The 17,291-nt window shown below is 45.9% G+C and carries 17 protein-coding genes; 7 read left to right on the top strand and 10 right to left on the bottom strand.

The window, feature by feature from the left end; translation table 11 throughout:
• Window position 1 precedes the first annotated feature (1 nt).
• A complete protein-coding gene (locus tag L5M37_RS16850) occupies window positions 2-313 on the bottom strand; it encodes a hypothetical protein (RefSeq protein WP_113941607.1) in 312 nt (103 codons plus the stop codon).
• A 143-nt stretch (window positions 314-456) separates the two neighbouring features.
• A complete protein-coding gene (locus L5M37_RS16855) occupies window positions 457-1,293 on the bottom strand; it encodes a hypothetical protein (RefSeq protein WP_263196847.1) in 837 nt (278 codons plus the stop codon).
• A 273-nt stretch (window positions 1,294-1,566) separates the two neighbouring features.
• Here L5M37_RS16855 and L5M37_RS16860 point away from each other — a divergent pair, with 273 nt between their 5' ends.
• From L5M37_RS16860 to L5M37_RS16875, 4 genes are all read left to right on the top strand, one after another.
• Entirely contained in the window at window positions 1,567-1,926 is a 360-nt protein-coding gene (locus L5M37_RS16860; RefSeq protein WP_006083495.1) for a DsrE/DsrF/TusD sulfur relay family protein, read from the top strand.
• A 147-nt stretch (window positions 1,927-2,073) separates the two neighbouring features.
• On the top strand, window positions 2,074-2,472 hold the full coding sequence (locus tag L5M37_RS16865; RefSeq protein ID WP_263201305.1) for a nitrous oxide-stimulated promoter family protein: 399 nt from the start codon (window positions 2,074-2,076) through the stop codon (window positions 2,470-2,472).
• A 57-nt stretch (window positions 2,473-2,529) separates the two neighbouring features.
• Window positions 2,530-3,444: a hypothetical protein gene (locus L5M37_RS16870; protein ID WP_263201306.1), complete on the top strand. Its 915-nt coding sequence runs from the start codon at window positions 2,530-2,532 to the stop codon at window positions 3,442-3,444.
• Window positions 3,445-3,596: 152 nt separating this feature from the next.
• A complete protein-coding gene (locus L5M37_RS16875; protein WP_219251787.1) occupies window positions 3,597-4,181 on the top strand; it encodes a YSC84-related protein in 585 nt (194 codons plus the stop codon).
• A 147-nt stretch (window positions 4,182-4,328) separates the two neighbouring features.
• Here the strand turns inward: L5M37_RS16875 and L5M37_RS16880 are convergent, their stop codons facing one another.
• From L5M37_RS16880 to L5M37_RS16905, 7 genes are all read right to left on the bottom strand, one after another.
• On the bottom strand, window positions 4,329-5,183 hold the full coding sequence (locus L5M37_RS16880) for a universal stress protein (RefSeq protein WP_263201307.1): 855 nt from the start codon (window positions 5,181-5,183) through the stop codon (window positions 4,329-4,331).
• 31 nt (window positions 5,184-5,214) lie between these two features.
• On the bottom strand, window positions 5,215-6,705 hold the full coding sequence (locus L5M37_RS16885) for a SulP family inorganic anion transporter (RefSeq protein ID WP_263201308.1): 1,491 nt from the start codon (window positions 6,703-6,705) through the stop codon (window positions 5,215-5,217).
• Window positions 6,706-7,160: 455 nt separating this feature from the next.
• A complete protein-coding gene (arsJ, locus tag L5M37_RS16890) occupies window positions 7,161-8,411 on the bottom strand; it encodes an organoarsenical effux MFS transporter ArsJ (RefSeq protein ID WP_263201309.1) in 1,251 nt (416 codons plus the stop codon).
• Between the two features lie 5 nt (window positions 8,412-8,416).
• Window positions 8,417-9,427 (bottom strand): ArsJ-associated glyceraldehyde-3-phosphate dehydrogenase, encoded by a 1,011-nt coding sequence (locus L5M37_RS16895; RefSeq protein ID WP_263201311.1) that lies wholly within the window; start codon window positions 9,425-9,427, stop codon window positions 8,417-8,419.
• Window positions 9,428-9,491: 64 nt separating this feature from the next.
• Window positions 9,492-9,605 carry a thioredoxin family protein gene (locus L5M37_RS24110; RefSeq protein WP_286991869.1) on the bottom strand — a complete coding sequence of 38 codons (114 nt, stop codon included), beginning with the start codon at window positions 9,603-9,605 and terminating at the stop codon, window positions 9,492-9,494.
• Window positions 9,606-9,616: 11 nt separating this feature from the next.
• A complete protein-coding gene (locus L5M37_RS16900; RefSeq protein ID WP_263201312.1) occupies window positions 9,617-10,615 on the bottom strand; it encodes a permease in 999 nt (332 codons plus the stop codon).
• A 90-nt stretch (window positions 10,616-10,705) separates the two neighbouring features.
• Complete coding sequence (locus tag L5M37_RS16905; RefSeq protein ID WP_105250495.1) at window positions 10,706-11,053, bottom strand: metalloregulator ArsR/SmtB family transcription factor; 348 nt, start codon at window positions 11,051-11,053, stop codon at window positions 10,706-10,708.
• 357 nt (window positions 11,054-11,410) lie between these two features.
• Between L5M37_RS16905 and L5M37_RS16910 the strand changes: the two genes are divergently transcribed.
• The 3 genes from L5M37_RS16910 (at window position 11,411) to arsH (ending at window position 13,935) form a co-directional block, all read left to right on the top strand.
• Window positions 11,411-12,694 (top strand): arsenic transporter, encoded by a 1,284-nt coding sequence (locus L5M37_RS16910; protein ID WP_263201313.1) that lies wholly within the window; start codon window positions 11,411-11,413, stop codon window positions 12,692-12,694.
• 87 nt (window positions 12,695-12,781) lie between these two features.
• Window positions 12,782-13,216 carry a glutaredoxin-dependent arsenate reductase gene (gene arsC, locus L5M37_RS16915; protein WP_263178934.1) on the top strand — a complete coding sequence of 145 codons (435 nt, stop codon included), beginning with the start codon at window positions 12,782-12,784 and terminating at the stop codon, window positions 13,214-13,216.
• Between the two features lie 17 nt (window positions 13,217-13,233).
• Window positions 13,234-13,935 carry an arsenical resistance protein ArsH gene (gene arsH, locus L5M37_RS16920; protein ID WP_113941471.1) on the top strand — a complete coding sequence of 234 codons (702 nt, stop codon included), beginning with the start codon at window positions 13,234-13,236 and terminating at the stop codon, window positions 13,933-13,935.
• A 158-nt stretch (window positions 13,936-14,093) separates the two neighbouring features.
• Here arsH and L5M37_RS16925 read toward each other — a convergent pair whose 3' ends face one another.
• Entirely contained in the window at window positions 14,094-17,201 is a 3,108-nt protein-coding gene (locus tag L5M37_RS16925) for an EAL domain-containing protein (protein WP_263201314.1), read from the bottom strand.
• Window positions 17,202-17,291 lie beyond the last annotated feature (90 nt).

Here is a 17,291-nt window from a genome sequence, read left to right on the forward strand (position 1 = left end):
CCTATTGGCTCATGGTCTTGCAAACCAGCACCGACTTATCGTCGAACTCACATAGGTGCCCACATTGGTAAGATCCAAGGCCAAAACCACTCACGCCAGAACGACTTAGACGTTGCATACCATGAGCCTTGCTCTGGCATTGCTCTAGAGTATCGTAGTAACCATTAATATCTTCGGCCTGCAAAGGTGTCACCGGAATGGCACTCACATCGGGATAATAAAATAGGGTCCATTCTGGGGTTTTAGTACAGCCACTGAGTAGCAATAATCCAAGCCCGAATAAGACATTCGGTAAGGCATAGCTTAGTTTCATTTTTCCCCTATTAAGCCCATAAAAAAAGCGAACCTTAGTTCGCCTTTTGCGCATTCAGTTAGCAGGGATTCTACACTGCTTAGACGAGGGAAATAACCGCTTTTCGACTAAGGGTTTACCCGCTAAGCGCTCCCTACAACATATCAAGCCGTGGTTGCTTTAGTCTGTGCTTTCTCAATCCGGTTGATTCGGCCCTCAAAGCCAGTGACAGTGCCATCGCTCAGCCCAAGCTCGAGTGCTTTACGACAGATGACAATGGCGGCATCGAAGGCTTGGGTATCATTTAGCAAGGTGGCTAAATGCAGGAAACCGGAAGATTTAAGCTCAGTATCTTTGCCTTGCTCGGCGCTAGCCGCTTGGAACAGTGCAATATACTCTTCCGCTAATTGAGCACCATAGTTGAGGTAATCCGCCGATTTACGCTGTTTGTAGCATTCAGCAATCATATTTTGCAGCGCGGTATAGCGAGCACTGGCTGACGTCGCTCCTTGATACTCCTCAAAGGCCCGAACTAAAGTCACATTCGCCCAAGCCCCTGGCGCACCGACCTCAGAACGTGTGTTCGATGCTGGCTCTGCTTCAGTCTTAACGTCATCTTGTTCATCTGCAGGCGTGGCGCCTAAAATGATCACCGCCTCTTCATTATGGGCCGCAGGAATATCGACTTCGATGATATCTGTATCTAGCGCCACCGAAATGCTCGCAGGGCTTTCGGTCTCACGGGGCATTAATTCGGCTTCAACTTCGATAACGGGCTCTACTTCAGCCACACCAGTATCCTCAACCCTGTTAACTGGCTCAGGTTCTACACGCTCGGGCTCAACAGCGGAGAAAATAGGTGCCTCTTCGGTGGGAACTACAGGTTTTACCGAGGTCGACTTGGGTTTCATCGCCTCTTGTTCTTCTTTCGCCAATCGCTGCGCGCGAAGGAATAAAAACACCCCGACAGCAATCAGTATAAATACGACTAAGATCTTCATTCTTGTTCACCTTTGATGGCCGCTTCTCATCAGAAGCCGTGTCAATGGGTTTGCCAACGTCCATTAGGACAGTGTCCATGGCAACCGAGTCTAGCTAAAAATTGAGCAGAGATTAACCGCTATTAAAGTCCATTGTGTCGGTGCAAATCAAGTATTTATGCCTTTTTATACGATCTTGCGCTCAAATAGTTATAGCCAATTGCGCTAGACTGGCACAATCGAGTTCCCTAATCCCCCCATCCACCTGCTTATAACAAACATAAGGAAAACCTGATGCAAAGTATTCTTATCGTGGCCCATGCCAGTCCCTACGGAACAGAAAAGCTATTTAATAGCTTACGCATCGCATTAGCCCTGAAGGATCAGGACGAGCAAGCGGTCGATCTTAAACTTTTTCTCATGTCAGATGCCGTGTTTGGCGCACTCAAAAATCAAACCACACCTGACTTAAGCTACAACCTGCAGCAGATGTTTGAAATTCTCTCGGCACAACAAGTTCCTATTCTACTTTGCAAGACCTGCGCTCAAGCACGAGGCGTCACAGCGGAAATGATTATCGAAGGTGCGCACATAGGCACACTACAAGATTTAACTCGCTGGACACTGGCCGCCGACAAAGTGATGCATATCTAAGATTTATTTTTAGGTGTGACATTGGGGATAGTTGGATTATTTAAAGCCCCATTTTGTGCGCACCTTCATAAATTGGCGCTTTCGTTTTGTCAGCGCCAATTTCACTGCCTATGATAGGATATCCGAGTGACAAGCTAAGGTATTCCAATGGGCACAGCCACACTGCTTACGGGCAAACTCCTGTACGAACACCAAACCATTGCCGCAATGGTGACAATTTATTGCAAGGCGAAACACCAAGGCAAAGACGCGACGAGCCTATGTGCAGATTGCATTGAGTTATTGGATTATGCCGCAACACGGCTAGATCGCTGCCCCTACGGACAAAACAAACCCACCTGTAATAAATGCCCAGTGCATTGCTACAAACCCGCGCAGAAACAAATCGTCAAAGAGATCATGATCTTTTCTGGTCCACGGATGTTATTACCGCATCCCGTTCGTGCAATCAAACACTTACTCGCGGAACGCATCCCCGTTCCCAGCGTTGTGCCCGAAGCGGCTTCAAATCGCCATCAGCGCATAGCAAGCCAACAGAAAAACTAACGGCGATACTTTTACCGAGCCGATTTCCCTGATATAACAGGGCTCGAGGTATCGCATATGAACGAGTTTCATAGTTTTTTCACTCAAGCTTACTGGTGGTTGTCATTATTTGGAGGCGTACATTGCCTCGCGTTAGCTATTTATATTCGCTATTTCTATCACCCAGACGCTAACCAAAAACTCCTCGCCGCTTTCTTAAGTCTTATTGCTCTATACTTTCTCACGGGTATGCTGAACCGCGATAACAGTCCAATTCCCATTCATATCCTATTCAATCTGATTAACCCTATCTATTTTTTACTCATGCCTTTGCTCTATCTATATTGCAAACGCAGTTTAGCACCAACCAATAAACCGCTAGGGTTTTCAAAGCATTACTGGCCATCTGCATTAACATTAGTTTTCGCCATTTTAGATATTGCCCTAAGATTAACTGCGCATCCCATTAACGAGTGGCAACCCATAGCTCTGATGCTTAAAGAAATGAGTATCAGCCAATGGGGCGCTCTACTCCCAGCGCTGTTATCTGTACAAACCTGTTGTTACTTTATCGCGCTGTGGATGTTGTTTCGTCGACATAAACGCAATCAAAGAGATGTCACTCAAACCCAAGAGGCGCTCGGCACCATTCGGTTTCGTTGGCTGATAAGCTTGACCTTGGCCATGTTGTTGAATTGGTTAATCCGCGTATTTGTGGTGATTTTGCCTTTCTATCTTGGTGATAATCTATCGCTACTTTCCCACGCATTGCCAAGGCTGACCTTACTACTGAGCATGTATATGCTGGCGGTGTATGGGCTAAAGCAAATCACCCGCTCTGCCTACTTAAAAGGCCGCATGGCCGAACCAGAGCTAGAGCAACGCCCACTCGTCATTGAAAATATTCTCACCCCAGAGGAGTATGAATTTTTGCATCAAATTCAGCAGGACGATGCAGAAAAAAACCAAGGTTCTTCGCCACCTAAGAACTAATTGGCGAAACTGCACTCCAATCATCACCACCAATATCACTCCAACCATTAAGTCGAACACTGAACCTAAGCTGACACATATGTCACTTTTGGCTGTCATTTGTGTCGATAAAGGCTAGTCTGGAACAACTAAAGACTTGAAGAGGCGTTACCATGAAATCATTTTTAACAGCCATTGCGGCATCAACATGCCTTATTGTGAGCCTATTTGCTGCCCCAACTGCACATGCAGATGAAAGCTACGATCAGGCAGTAGTCAATTTCCAAAAAGCGAAAGAAACCAGTAAATTTTTCGACACAGCCTATGGCTATGCTTTATTCCCAACTGTGGGTAAAGGCGGAATTGGGATCGGTGCAGCCTATGGCAAAGGCCGAGTCTACCAAGGCGGTGCCTATATGGGTGATTCGAGTCTGACTCAATTATCCATCGGTTTTCAATTAGGTGGACAAGCCTACAGCGAGATCATCTTTTTTAAAGATGCCAAAGCCTATGAAGCCTTCACGAGCGGCAGTTTCGAGTTTGACGCCCAAGCGTCGGCAGTTGCCATCAACATGGGAGCAAGCGCTCAAGCAGGAACCACAGGCAACTCAGCAGGCGCAGGCCAATCGGGTGGTAATCGCTCCGCAAGCGGCTCTTATATCAACGGTATGGCAGTATTTACCGCAGCAAAAGGCGGCTTAATGTTTGAAGCCGCTCTTGCGGGTCAAGCCTTTAGCTTTGAGCCTAAAGCTAACTAAGACGAGCCATTCGGCTGTGATATCAAACGGCGAGCCTAAATGCTCGCCGTTTTTTCTTAAATGATTACCTCAAGCTTCTGACTCAGATGTTCTAACTAAAACCAAGTCATTAGAATTGAGCGAAATAAGTTGAAATGCATATTTAACTTAGCGAAGTAATAATAAGGGGATATGGCTTTTACTGATCATCCTTGTGGTATTACTACCCACAAAAAACTCCCGAATACGCGAATGACCATAGGCGCCCATCACCATAAGATCGATTTGATGCTCAAGTTGATAGATCTCAAGGGCCGTTTGCACTTCTCCCTGACAAACGGCGGTAACCACATTGAAATCCGCCGCAATCAGAGATTCGGTCACCAACGCCAGTTCAGCTGTCGCCAGCGATTGATCATCAGACACCATCACTAAATGACATTCAAGCCCTTTTAAAAGTGGACTCGTTAGCACTTGATTAAGGGCTTTTTTCGCAGTAATGCTGCCATCATAGGCGATCATAAATCGAGTCGGTGCAGTAAACTCGTCCATCACCACTAAAATAGGCTGCTTAAGCGTGCGAATGACATTTTCTAAATGACTGCCAATAGCCTGCGCTTGATCTTGATGCTGCTCCCCTTGGCGCCCCATCACCACCAATCTGGCATGGGATTCTTGCTCTAACAGAGTTTCGACTAAATCGCCGTGACGCTGCAAGGTTGCAACCATTCTGCTAGGCTGCTTCTCAACAACGCGGATTTTTGCGTCTTGCAGCATATACTTACCCTGTTCGAGTGCCAGCTTGCCTCGGCGCGCTTCGAGCTCAACCATTTCATTGAGCAAGTGCTCCCGTGTACCTAGGCCAATATTTCCCGACAGATCTGACTCTATCGGATAGGCTGACTTATCCAATACATGTAATAGGGTTACTGAGGCATCCAGTTGCTGAGCGGCCCAGGTACTGGCGTCACATACGGCGAGTGTCACTTTTGAACCGTCGATACAGGCAATCACATTTGTCATCGTTTTTTCCTTTTCCTGTGTTGCTAAGGGCTTAGTGACCAGACATCATGTTTTCAACGTTTTCAGGCTTATCGTGCCCCCCAAATTTATCGACTATGGTTGCACTGGCTTGGTTAAGGCCAATTAACTCCACTTCAGTTCCCTCGCGACGGAATTTAATCACTACCTTGTTTAGGGCCGATACCGCAGTAATATCCCAAAAATGCGCTTGAGATAAGTCGATAGTCACCTTATCAACCACTTCCCTAAAATCAAATGAATTACTGAACTTATCTGCCGAGGCAAAAAAGACTTGCCCAATAACTTGATAATGGCGACCTGCGTCGGCAGCAGCCGTTACACTCTTAACCACCATAAAACGGCCCACTTTATTAGCAAAGAACAGGGACGCGAGTAATACCCCCACAAATACTCCCATAGCTAAGTTATGGGTAGCGACCACCACAGCAACGGTCGCCACCATCACAAGGTTGGTTGATATTGGATGATGCTTAAGATTACGAATTGAATCCCAAGAGAAAGTACCGATAGACACCATGATCATCACGGCAACCAGTGCCGCCATAGGGATGAGCTTTAACCATTCGCCGAGGAATACAATCAATATGAGTAGGAATACCCCCGCTGAAAAGGTCGATAACCGTCCGCGACCACCCGATTTAACGTTGATGATCGACTGACCAATCATAGCGCAACCGGCCATACCGCCCATTAAGCCCGCGCCAATATTGGCAATACCTTGGCCCTTACACTCGCGGTTTTTATCGCTTTGGGTATCGGTTAAGTCATCGACTATGGTGGCGGTCATCATAGATTCCAGCAAACCCACCACGGCAAGGCCGGCCGAATAAGGGAAGATGATCATCAGAGTTTCAAGGGTCAATGGCACTTCAGGCCAGAGGAAAATAGGCAAAGTATCAGGCAGTTGTCCCATGTCGCCGACAGTACGAATATCTAACCCCATATAAACCGCAAAAAGTGTTAATCCGACAATACACACGAGAGGCGAAGGTAAGGATTTACCGATCACTGGGATGAGTGGGAATAGGTAAATGATACCGAGGCCAGCTACCGTCATCGCATATACGTGCCAAGTCACATTGGTCAGTTCGGGCAACTGGGCCATAAAGATCAGAATCGCCAGTGCATTCACAAAGCCCGTCACCACAGAGCGGGAGACGAAACGCATCAAGCTTCCTAGCTTTAAGTAACCCGCGGCAATTTGCAGCACACCAGTTAATAGGGTCGCCGCGAGTAAATACTCGAGGCCGTGTTCCTTCACTAAGGTCACCATCAACAACGCCATAGCACCCGTTGCGGCAGAGATCATACCAGGACGGCCGCCTGTAAACGCGATGACCACTGCGATACAGAATGAAGCATACAGGCCGACTTTAGGATCGACGCCTGCAATAATAGAAAAGGCAATCGCCTCAGGGACTAACGCCAGTGCAACCACAATACCGGCTAACAGATCTCCGCGTATGTTGGAGAACCACTCTTTTTTCATGGTTTGTGTCATGTCACTCACTCTGATTGAAATTTAATCATATCTTCCAATAGCTAATATCAACACTTGACTCAAATGTCAGCGCATAGCCAATGAGGTACTTATGCGTCAAGGTGACGAAATGCAATTGGGATTATGGGGTACAGCAAAACAACTACCGAGTCGGTAGCGACTAAGGACGGATCTTAACGATCCAAAAAGGAAGGATTAAACTAATGCGGCTTAATGCTCATCACCGAAAAATAACCTCACTTATATGAGCCAACTCAAATTTGACTGCATTAAAAATAGTAGTGCTATTGGGAATAGCGACATAATGACGTGTATAAAACAGGCCGGAGTATAGAGAGTTGTTTGCTCAAAATCAAAAAACTTCAGTTAACATCAGAGTGATTAAAATACCCACCATACTTTGGCGGGCATTGAATAAAAAAACTGCAACAACTCAGGGATAGCTTAGGTAAGTATTAAGCACCATCTGATATCGCTTTATGCCGAGGCAGTTTGATTGAGATAAGCGCCGCTAACGCAATAAATGCCGCCGATATCCACAGACAAGCCGCCATGCCATACACTTGATACACCCAGCCAGACAACACAGTCCCGATCAAACGCCCCATAGCATTAGCCATGTAGTAAAAACCCACATCTAACGATACGCCATCTTCATCCGCATAACTGACGATAAGATAACTGTGTAATGAAGAGTTGATCGCGAATAAGGCGCCAAACAGCATCAATCCCCAAATCAGTATATTCGCGGCATGGAAGTCATAACTTATCGCCAGCGCAATGCCTGCCGGCACTATGCTCAATATCGCCGCCCAACCTAAGGCGCTACGTCCATCGGGAACCTTGTTTTGGCTCGCCGACTTTGTCCCCGTCAAGCGAGGTGCGAAGCCTTGCACTATGCCATAACCTATTACCCAGAGTGCGAGAAAACCGCCGACATACCAATGATCCCAACCAAAGGCTGAGGCCAAATAAACGGGTAAAGCCACCACAAACCACACATCACGCGCACCAAACAAAAACATGCGTGCGGCAGAAAGCGTGTTTACCGCCGGACTCTTAGAGAAAATTTCCGTGAACTTAGGTTTGTTTTTGGCTTTACCTAAATCGCGTTGCAAACTTAACAGACTAAAAATCCACACCAGCAATAGGCTAATCGCCATGCCTAACACGGCCAGCTGGAATCCAAACAGGGTCAGCAAGGCGCCGCCCAAGAAGAACCCCGCGCCCTTTAGCGCATTTTTGGATCCAGTGAGCATGGCAACCCACTTATACAGCTCACCCTGAGCATCATTGGGCACCAACAACTTGATACTGCTTTTTGCACTCATTTTATTGAGATCTTTAGCGATACCCGACAAGGCCTGCGCCGCCATCACCCAAGCAACCGTCAGCATACCGCTAGGCACAAGCAGCATGCTAAGGGCAACAATCTGCATAAATAGGCCCACATTCATGGTCTTATTTAAGCCTAAACGCGCCCCGAGCCAGCCGCCGACTAAGTTCGTTACCACCCCAAAGATTTCATAGAAGAGGAATAGCATGGCAATTTGCAGCGGGCTATAACCTAAGCCATGAAAATGGAGCACCACTAACATACGTAATGCGCCATCGGTAAGCGTGAATGCCCAATAGTTGCCTGTGACCACCAAATACTGGCGGATCTCGGGTGATATGTTAGACAAGAACCCTGTCAGCTTACCCATAAAGCTTATGCCTTATCCATCAGACCGACCATGCGGGCCAGTTCGACGGTGCGATTGGCATAGCCCCACTCGTTGTCATACCAAGCGTAGAGTTTGACCTGAGTGCCATTGATTATCATGGTCGATAGCGCATCGATAATGCTCGAACGCGGATCGGTTTTATAATCGACTGAGACTAATGGACGTTCCTCATAACCTAAAATGCCTTTTAGCGGTCCGTCTGCAGCTTCTTTTAACAGGCGATTGACCTCAGCTTCGGTCGTTTTGCGACTCACCTCGAACACGCAATCGGTTAATGAGGCATTCGCTAATGGCACCCGCACCGCATGGCCGTTGAGCTTACCTTTGAGTTCAGGGAAAATATGGGTAATGGCCGTCGCTGAGCCTGTTGTCGTAGGGATAAGGCTTAAACCACAGGCCCGCGCCCGGCGGAGATCTTTATGCGGCGCATCTAAAATAGTTTGAGTGTTGGTAATATCATGAATGGTTGTCATGGAACCATGCACTATGCCGAGGTTTTCGTGGATCACTTTAACGATTGGCGCCAAACAGTTAGTGGTACAGGAGGCCGCAGTCACAATCGGATGAATGGCTTTGTCATAGAGCTGATGATTCACCCCCATGACAACGTTTAACACGCCCTCTTCTTTAACAGGCGCCGTGACTACAACGCGTTTAACGCCTTGATCTAAATAAGCTTGTAGCACTGCTTTGGTTTTCATTTTACCCGAGGCTTCAATCACCACATCGCAGGCGGACCAATCGGTTTCCCCGATGGTTTTATTGCGAGTACAGCGAATACGCTTGCCATCGATAATGATGTCATCGCCATCGGCATTGGCTTCGTACTGCCAGCGACCATGCACAGAGTCGAATGTCAGCAAATGGGCTAAGGTCGCCGCATCCCCTGCGGGATCATTAATCTGCACAAACTCAACCTCTTCCCAGCCCCAAGCAGCGCGCAATGCTAAACGTCCCATACGGCCAAAGCCATTTATCCCGATTTTGATTGTCATACCTGCATCCTTCCCACTCAGTTTTATATTAGGTGTTTTATATTATTTGTTTAAGATTAAAGCGTTATCTGTTCGATATAGCCGCGTTGATGCCCTTCTCGTTGGCAATGGCGGTAATAATCTCAGCGGTTTTAGTGCATTTAGCGCATCCACTACCTAATGCTTTGATATTTAACATTTTTACAATTCTCACAGAACGGGACCTATAGCGTTAAAGATCCAACCGATTAAGGTGAATGAAATCAATAAAATGGCAAAAACGATGGCCAGCAAACGCCATTGCATCACCTGCTTGAGCAAAATGAACTCGGGAAAACTGGCGGCAACCGTAGACATACAAAATGCTAATGTCGTCCCTACGGGCAAGCCATTAGTGATAAGGCTCTCCATGATAGGAATAACCCCTGTGGCATTGGAATACAGAGGAATACCAATCAATACCGCCACAGGAACCGACCACCATTGACCATCGCCTAAGTGAGCTTCAATCCAACCATCAGGAACAAATCCATGGAGCGCGGCGCCAAGCCCAACTCCAATAATGACCCATTTCCACACTCGGCCAAAAATCTCTAGGGTCTCGCCTTTCGCAAACTCATGTCGCTCGGTTAACGTCATGGATGTTGATGTCATACCCTCGCCATTATCGTGACTTGCTTGCGCCTGACCTTGCTCGAGTGCTTTGGCGGCAAAGGATTGCAGCCAACGCTCAGCGCGAATCGTGTCTAAAAATGCCCCCGCCAACATACCCACTGACATGCCGACTAGCACGTATATCACAGTGAACTGCCAGCCCAGCAGACTCACAAGCAACAGAACGGCGACTTCATTAATTAACGGCGAAGAGATCAGAAACGCCATAGTGATCCCAACGGGGATCCCCGCGGAAGTGAAACCTAAAAAAACCGGAATACTCGAACATGAGCAGAATGGGGTAACAGCAGCAAAACCCGATCCCATAACGTAACCGACAAAACGATTTTTACCCGCCAAGTAATCCCGAACACGCTCGACATTGAGCGAGGCCCGCACCAAAGCGATGCCATAAATCATCAGCAACAGGAGCGCAAAAATCTTAGTGGTATCTTCAATAAAAAAATGGATGGCGTCGGCGAGCTTAGTATTGGGCTCTAAACCCATCAAATCAAAAGTTAACCAGCTCGCTAAATCTGAAAATATTTGCAGCATTGTTACGCCACCTTAATATTAAGCAAAACTTTAGACACGTAAACATATGAAAAAACGTATATTTGAGGTTAAATTTTTGCTGCTAGTCTTCTAGCAGCAAGCTTTAGCACGGTCAGGACGCCCGCCCATCTTGCACAAATTACGCATATTTTCTTCAAGGAATACAGTGTTTTGGTTGGTAACTTCACTCAACACTAACTGACTCCATTCGGGTAAGTCATTATTGATACGATAGAAAATCCATTGCCCCTGACGGCGATCAACTAATAAACCGCATTTACGTAATTGGGCCAAATGTCGCGAAATCTTAGGCTGGGTCTCTTGCAATGCCTCGGTCAATTCACAGACACAGAGCTCCCCCTCTTGCTGGATCAACATCATGCAACGCAAGCGGGTTTCATCGGCTAAACATTTAAAAAACTGGGTTGGATTAATCATTGATGCCCTTAGACTGAACTAGTACAAACATTTTGTTCCTTTTGTTAACTTTCCTAAAGGTTCATTCAAACAGCAAGCTGTGAGCGGTAAGAAACAACACTCGTTTTTCATGGCTATGGATCTTTTGGAAAGACCTTGTACAATATATACGAATTTTCATATATGTAAATATCCGTATATAAGATCACCTTAAGTTTCACGCATTAGTCAAAATGGTGTTTGAGTATAGTGTTCAACACTAAGATACATACGAAAATTCACATATAAAAAATCATTCAAACCCACCGACAATATCGTTAGGTGAGGGCATTATTTTATGATTACGGGTAGACAGTCTCTGCCCTTTTAGGAGCTTGTATGTGGTTAGCAGGGGCAATTTTTGTTCTCACCATAGTGTTAGTAATTTGGCAACCTAAGGGGTTAGGCATAGGTTGGAGTGCTACCTTGGGCGCCGTATTGGCCCTACTACTGGGTGTGGTGCACTTAGGGGATATTCCTGTGGTATGGAATATTGTCTGGAATGCGACCGCCACCTTTATTGCCGTGATCATCATCAGTTTATTATTAGATGAGTCGGGATTTTTCGAATGGGCCGCGCTACATGTGGCCCGTTGGGGCAAAGGTCGTGGCCGTTTACTCTTTACTTACATAGTATTACTCGGCGCGACTGTTGCCGCATTGTTTGCCAATGATGGCGCGGCGCTGATCCTCACCCCGATCGTAATTGCGATGTTACTGGCTCTGGGCTTTAGCGCCGGAGCAACCTTAGCCTTTGTGATGGCGGCGGGTTTTATTGCCGATACCGCAAGTTTGCCGTTAATTGTCTCTAACCTAGTCAATATTGTTTCAGCAGACTTCTTCAACATAGGTTTTAACGAATACGCCTCTGTGATGGTGCCCGTCGATATTGCAGCTATTAGTGCCACCTTAGTCATGCTGCATCTGTTTTTCCGCAAAGATATTCCCGCGACCTACGACTTGCAAAAACTGCGCGAACCTAAGGCCGCCATTCGCGACCCTCAAACCTTTAAAACCGGTTGGGGAGTATTAGTCTTACTCTTGGTGGGCTTTTTTGGCTTAGAACCCCTCGGTGTGCCCGTGAGTTTAGTCGCTGCCGTGGGTGCCCTGATCCTGTTTATTGTCGCGAAAAAAGGCCATGCCATAGATACCACTAAGGTACTGCGCGGCGCGCCCTGGCAGATAGTGATCTTTTCACTCGGCATGTATTTGGTTGTTTATGGTCTTCGCAACGCAGGCTTAACCGATTACCTATCAAGCGTATTAAATAGTTTGGCTGAACAAGGGCTTTGGGCTGCCACTATGGGCACAGGCTTCTTGGTCGCGTTTTTATCGTCCATCATGAACAACATGCCAACGGTGTTAATTGGCGCCCTGTCGATAGACGGTAGCAATGCAACTGGCGTGATTAAAGAGGCCATGATTTACGCTAACGTGATTGGTAGCGATTTAGGTCCTAAAATCACCCCCATCGGCAGTTTAGCAACCCTGCTATGGCTGCATGTACTGGCGCAGAAAAATATTAATATTACCTGGGGTTATTATTTCCGCGTCGGCATTGTGATGACGCTACCTGTGCTATTTGTCACCCTAGCGGCACTGACGCTGCGCCTCTCCTTCTAATCTTCGTCCATGGGCACTAGAGCATCTGTTTAGTGCCTATGGATAAATTTATAAGCGATTATTTATCAGAGACATGTTATGACTAATATGATTGATGACAGCATTAAGATTTACCACAATCCAGCCTGTGGCACATCGCGCAACACTTTAGCATTGATCCGTAATAGTGGAGTCGAACCCCAAATCATCCACTACTTAGAAACGCCACCCTCCCGCGATGAATTACTTAAGCTAATTAATGAGATGAAAATCTCTGTGCGTTCATTGCTACGCAACAATGTTGAACCATTTGAACGACTAGGACTTTCTGAAGACACATTTAATGATGAAGAACTGGTTAACTTCATGCTGACTTATCCCATTTTAATTAACCGTCCTATCGTCGTTACGCCGCGAGGCACAAAACTCTGTCGCCCGTCTGAGACTGTGCTTGATATTTTGACCAAAGCACAACAAGGTCCTTTCACGAAAGAAGATGGCGAAATCATCATTAATGAACAGGGACAAAGAGTTCGCACATGAAACCACTAAACCACGATATGCCAGCGCTCAAACAAGAATTAATGGTTAATAACATGGATATGAACTGTTTTAATCTAACTCCTCTAACCCATCCGCCTAGAATACTGATGCTTTATGGCTCAGTACGAGAACGCTCCTATAGCCGACTGACGACGGAAGAAGCCGCTCGACTATTAACACACATGGGCGCAGAGGTGCGTATTTTTAACCCTTCTGGACTTCCACTTCCTGATGATGCGCCTGACAGTCATCCCAAAGTCATGGAACTAAGAGAAATGGTACGTTGGTGCGAAGGTATGGTGTGGTGTTCACCAGAACGCCACGGTGCGATGACCAGTATTATGAAAGCCCAAATCGATTGGATCCCTTTGGCTGAAGGTGCTGTCCGGCCTTCACAAGGTAAGACATTAGCAATAATGCAGGTGAGTGGTGGTTCACAGTCCTTCAACACACTAAACCAAATGCGTATATTGGGACGATGGATGCGCATGTTCACCATACCCAACCAGTCTTCAATCGCAAAAGCTTGGTTAGAGTTTGACGAGGCAGGCCGAATGAAACCTTCGCCTTACTACGATCGCGTAGTTGATGTTATGGAGGAATTGATGAAATTCACTTTACTCCTGAGGGGCAATGTTGATTTCCTCACGAACCGATATAGCGAACGCAAAGAAAGCGCTTCAGAGCTATCAACCCGAGTAAATCAAAAAGAAATATAAATTAAACACTAAAAGTATTCTCGACTATGGAGCAAAAGATTAGCCCTGCGCCAACTTTTGCTCCAGATAAGAACCATCACGCCAAATAAATACATTCCAAATACACGAGTGAGCACCTAAATCCTTAAAACCAGCTAAAAACTCTCTGTAACTTGCTATTAACGATGCAATTCGTCCATTTGCTTGAATTCATTTTTAATCTGTTGGTATTGCGATGGCCATTCGTCGTACCAAAGAGCAAACTCCTCTACAGGCATAGGTCGAGCAATACCATAGCCTTGGCACAATTGGCAGCCCAATTCAGCTAAACTTTTACCATGGGCAATGGTTTCAACACCTTCAGCAATCACATTAAGATTAAATACTGACGCTAAGCGGATAACACCCTCCACGATACGCCAATCATCTTCGCTATCGAGCATGCCTCGCACAAAACTCTGATCAATTTTTATCGTCGATATGGGTAATTGGCGTAAATACGTTAACGACGAATAACCTGTACCAAAATCATCTAGGGAAAAATGAACACCCAAACGCTTACATTCCTGAAGGATCTCAATTGCCAATGTCATATCTTCAATGGCGGCACTCTCTAAAATTTCCAATTCTAGATCCGAGGCCATCAAATCGGGATATTGCATTAACGTCGATTTTAAGAACGCGCTAAAGCGTTCAGCCAATAGCTGCCGAGCGCTTACGTTAATACTTACTGCTATCGGACGACCACTCTGTTGCCAATTCTGCCATTGCGCTACTGCAGTATTGATAACCCATTCACCTAAAGCAATTTCAAGATCACTGCCTGCAATATCCGGTAAAAACTCACTCGGACCGACTATACCTCGCAGTGGATGACGCCAACGAATTAAGGCTTCCGCACCAATAATTTTACCGGTAGCGAGATTCACTTTTGGTTGGTAAAACATCACAAATTCATGACGTTCAAAAGCTGACTTAAGTTCTTCTAACCAAGTTCTCCGAGCAATAATGTTACGATCAATGTCAGGATCAAACATTTGGAAACGATTCTTACCTGCCGATTTTGCCATATACATGGCTTGGTCGGCATGGCGCAATAAAATGTCGGGGTCAACGTTATCCTCTGGATACAAACTCACGCCAATACAAGCCGTTAAACAAAGATTTAAATCGCCGATTGATATCGGCTGATCGACCGCCGCCAGTATTCGTAATAGTACTTGAGTACATTCTTCCTCAGACATCATCTCAAATAAGATAACGAACTCATCGCCTCCTACCCGGGCCAACGTATCTTGCTGCCGAATCACCACAGACACATTATTTGCAATCGCGATCAACAGTTGGTCACCAACCTCATGGCCATAACGATCATTGACCACCTTAAACCCGTCAAGGTCCATAAAACACACGGCACAGATACTGCCATTACGTTGAACATGGGCAATCATTTGCTGAAAACGGTCTAAAAGTAAGCGACGATTTGGTAATCCTGTGAGTGCATCATAATTTGCCACGCGATCTAACTCAGTCTCATGGGTCTTTAATAACGTGATATCGGCTTGGGTTCCCGAAATCATCAACGCTCGACCTTGACTATCCTCTTCAACGACTCGCCCCTTACACAATATCCAGCACAGCTCGCCAGTCTTTTTAATGCAGCGCACTTCCAACTCTATACTGCTTGTTTTATGGATGAGATGCTGTAGAACCTGTTGCTCTATATTTTGCACATCTTCGACATACACATATTGGCGCCAATTATTAACCGTCAACTTCATCTCGCCAGCTTGATATCCCAAAATGGCTTCAAATCTTGGGCTGATTTGCACTTCTCCAGTAACAGCATTCCAGTCCCAGAATCCTTGTTCAGAACCTTGAATAACCCTTTGCAATTGTGCTGTTTGAGCCGCTAGTTGTTGTTGAAGCTGTCGCGCCTGGGTAATATCTTGCACTGTACCGTGCAATTTAAATATCTTACCGTGCGGATCACGCTGTGCTTGACCCCTAGCCATAATCCAACGATGGGCACGATTAGGATCTAGCAACTCAGCTTCGCATTCATACTCTTCTCCCGTATGCACACATCGCATCACCAGCGTACTTAACGCTTGCCAACTCTCAGGAGTAAATAATTTCTGCACTTGTTCTATCGAAGGGGCAGCTTCTTTATATGGCAAGCCATAAATCACAAAAACCTGTTCAGACCAAGTATGCGAATCAGTAACTAAATCCCACTCCCAACTGCCAATCCCTGATAATTGTTGTGCTTGTTTTAATCCCAACTCACTAATGAGTAAATGTTCAGCATTTTTTTCTTGAGTCGTGACATCCCTTGCTATTCCAAATAAGCCACAAATTGCACCTTGAGCGTCAAACACAGGACCTTTGGTCACTTGAAAAATGGCTGCTTCACCCTGAATATGTAAATACTCTTTATGTGTGGTGACCATTCCGGACACTAATACAGTGCGATCTTTTTCTTGGATAATATCAATAGAGTCAGCATCAAAAATATCAGTGTCATCTTTGCCCAAGATGTCACCCATGCTCTTGCCGACAAAGGTAGCGGCACCTTGGTTGACCAAGATATAACGCCCCGCCAAATCCTTCACAAAAATACCATCAGTTGTTTGAGAAACCACAGAATCGAGCAGTTGATGATTCACATCCAATTTCTGTAATGAAGCACGTAAATAGCCGCTTAGTGCACTGATCACTATGCCGTAAACACTTAGACTAATAAGCTGTAACCAATCTACCGAATGAATATTGTCGAGACTATTGGCGGTTGGATGAAGATAATAGACACACAGAACAGAGAGACATGTCGCGACTAATCCGGGGGCGAATCCGCCACCAATAGCGCTTAATGAAATAGGCAACATAAAAATCAGCAATAGTAAGCGCTGGTGCTGCTCAGCTGAAAGCGAATTGGCAAACCATAGCGTTATCAGCGTAAAACTCAATATCGCAATGTATTTAAGCCATGAGATATTGCTTATCGCTACAGAGCGAGCAAAGGTTATTTCTAGCAAATTACCCGATGGAGCATTATGACGGTCAGGAACGGCATTCAGAACAAAAAGTAGGATAAAGGCACTGGTAAATACAAAGAAAAAACCTTTAGCGAGGGATAAACGAAACACAGTTTCAGTGTCCGTAAATACAAGCAACAATTGATCGGATAAAAAGATCCACCCAAGAGCTGCAAGCGCATAAATAGCCACAGCTAAAATAATATATTGAGTCCGAGATTTATGATTATGTACAGTATTGTCAACCATCCTAACTCCATCACAACTAGCGCCATCAAAACGACTCCCTTGATCTATGATTGGCACTAACGCCAGCCAACAATAGGTGGTCATTCCACA

The sequence above is a fragment of the Shewanella sp. SM69 genome, from assembly GCF_025653985.1.
GTDB lineage: Bacteria > Pseudomonadota > Gammaproteobacteria > Enterobacterales > Shewanellaceae > Shewanella > Shewanella oncorhynchi.

Bases quoted from the DNA above. Each gene is read 5' to 3' on its own strand.
- arsJ (WP_263201309.1), bottom strand. From the start codon at position 8,411: ATGGGTAAGCTGACAGGGTTCTTGTCTAACATATCACCCGAGATCCGC.
- L5M37_RS16905 (WP_105250495.1), bottom strand. From the start codon at position 11,053: ATGATTAATCCAACCCAGTTTTTTAAATGTTTAGCCGATGAAACCCGC.
- L5M37_RS16860 (WP_006083495.1), top strand. From the start codon at position 1,567: ATGCAAAGTATTCTTATCGTGGCCCATGCCAGTCCCTACGGAACAGAA.
- L5M37_RS16880 (WP_263201307.1), bottom strand. From the start codon at position 5,183: ATGACAAATGTGATTGCCTGTATCGACGGTTCAAAAGTGACACTCGCC.
- L5M37_RS16895 (WP_263201311.1), bottom strand. From the start codon at position 9,427: ATGACAATCAAAATCGGGATAAATGGCTTTGGCCGTATGGGACGTTTA.
- L5M37_RS16850 (WP_113941607.1), bottom strand. From the start codon at position 313: ATGAAACTAAGCTATGCCTTACCGAATGTCTTATTCGGGCTTGGATTA.
- L5M37_RS16900 (WP_263201312.1), bottom strand. From the start codon at position 10,615: ATGCTGCAAATATTTTCAGATTTAGCGAGCTGGTTAACTTTTGATTTG.
- L5M37_RS16855 (WP_263196847.1), bottom strand. From the start codon at position 1,293: ATGAAGATCTTAGTCGTATTTATACTGATTGCTGTCGGGGTGTTTTTA.
- L5M37_RS24110 (WP_286991869.1), bottom strand. From the start codon at position 9,605: ATGTTAAATATCAAAGCATTAGGTAGTGGATGCGCTAAATGCACTAAA.
- arsC (WP_263178934.1), top strand. From the start codon at position 12,782: ATGATTGATGACAGCATTAAGATTTACCACAATCCAGCCTGTGGCACA.
- L5M37_RS16910 (WP_263201313.1), top strand. From the start codon at position 11,411: ATGTGGTTAGCAGGGGCAATTTTTGTTCTCACCATAGTGTTAGTAATT.
- L5M37_RS16885 (WP_263201308.1), bottom strand. From the start codon at position 6,705: ATGACACAAACCATGAAAAAAGAGTGGTTCTCCAACATACGCGGAGAT.
- L5M37_RS16925 (WP_263201314.1), bottom strand. From the start codon at position 17,201: ATGGTTGACAATACTGTACATAATCATAAATCTCGGACTCAATATATT.
- arsH (WP_113941471.1), top strand. From the start codon at position 13,234: ATGCCAGCGCTCAAACAAGAATTAATGGTTAATAACATGGATATGAAC.
- L5M37_RS16875 (WP_219251787.1), top strand. From the start codon at position 3,597: ATGAAATCATTTTTAACAGCCATTGCGGCATCAACATGCCTTATTGTG.
- L5M37_RS16865 (WP_263201305.1), top strand. From the start codon at position 2,074: ATGGGCACAGCCACACTGCTTACGGGCAAACTCCTGTACGAACACCAA.
- L5M37_RS16870 (WP_263201306.1), top strand. From the start codon at position 2,530: ATGAACGAGTTTCATAGTTTTTTCACTCAAGCTTACTGGTGGTTGTCA.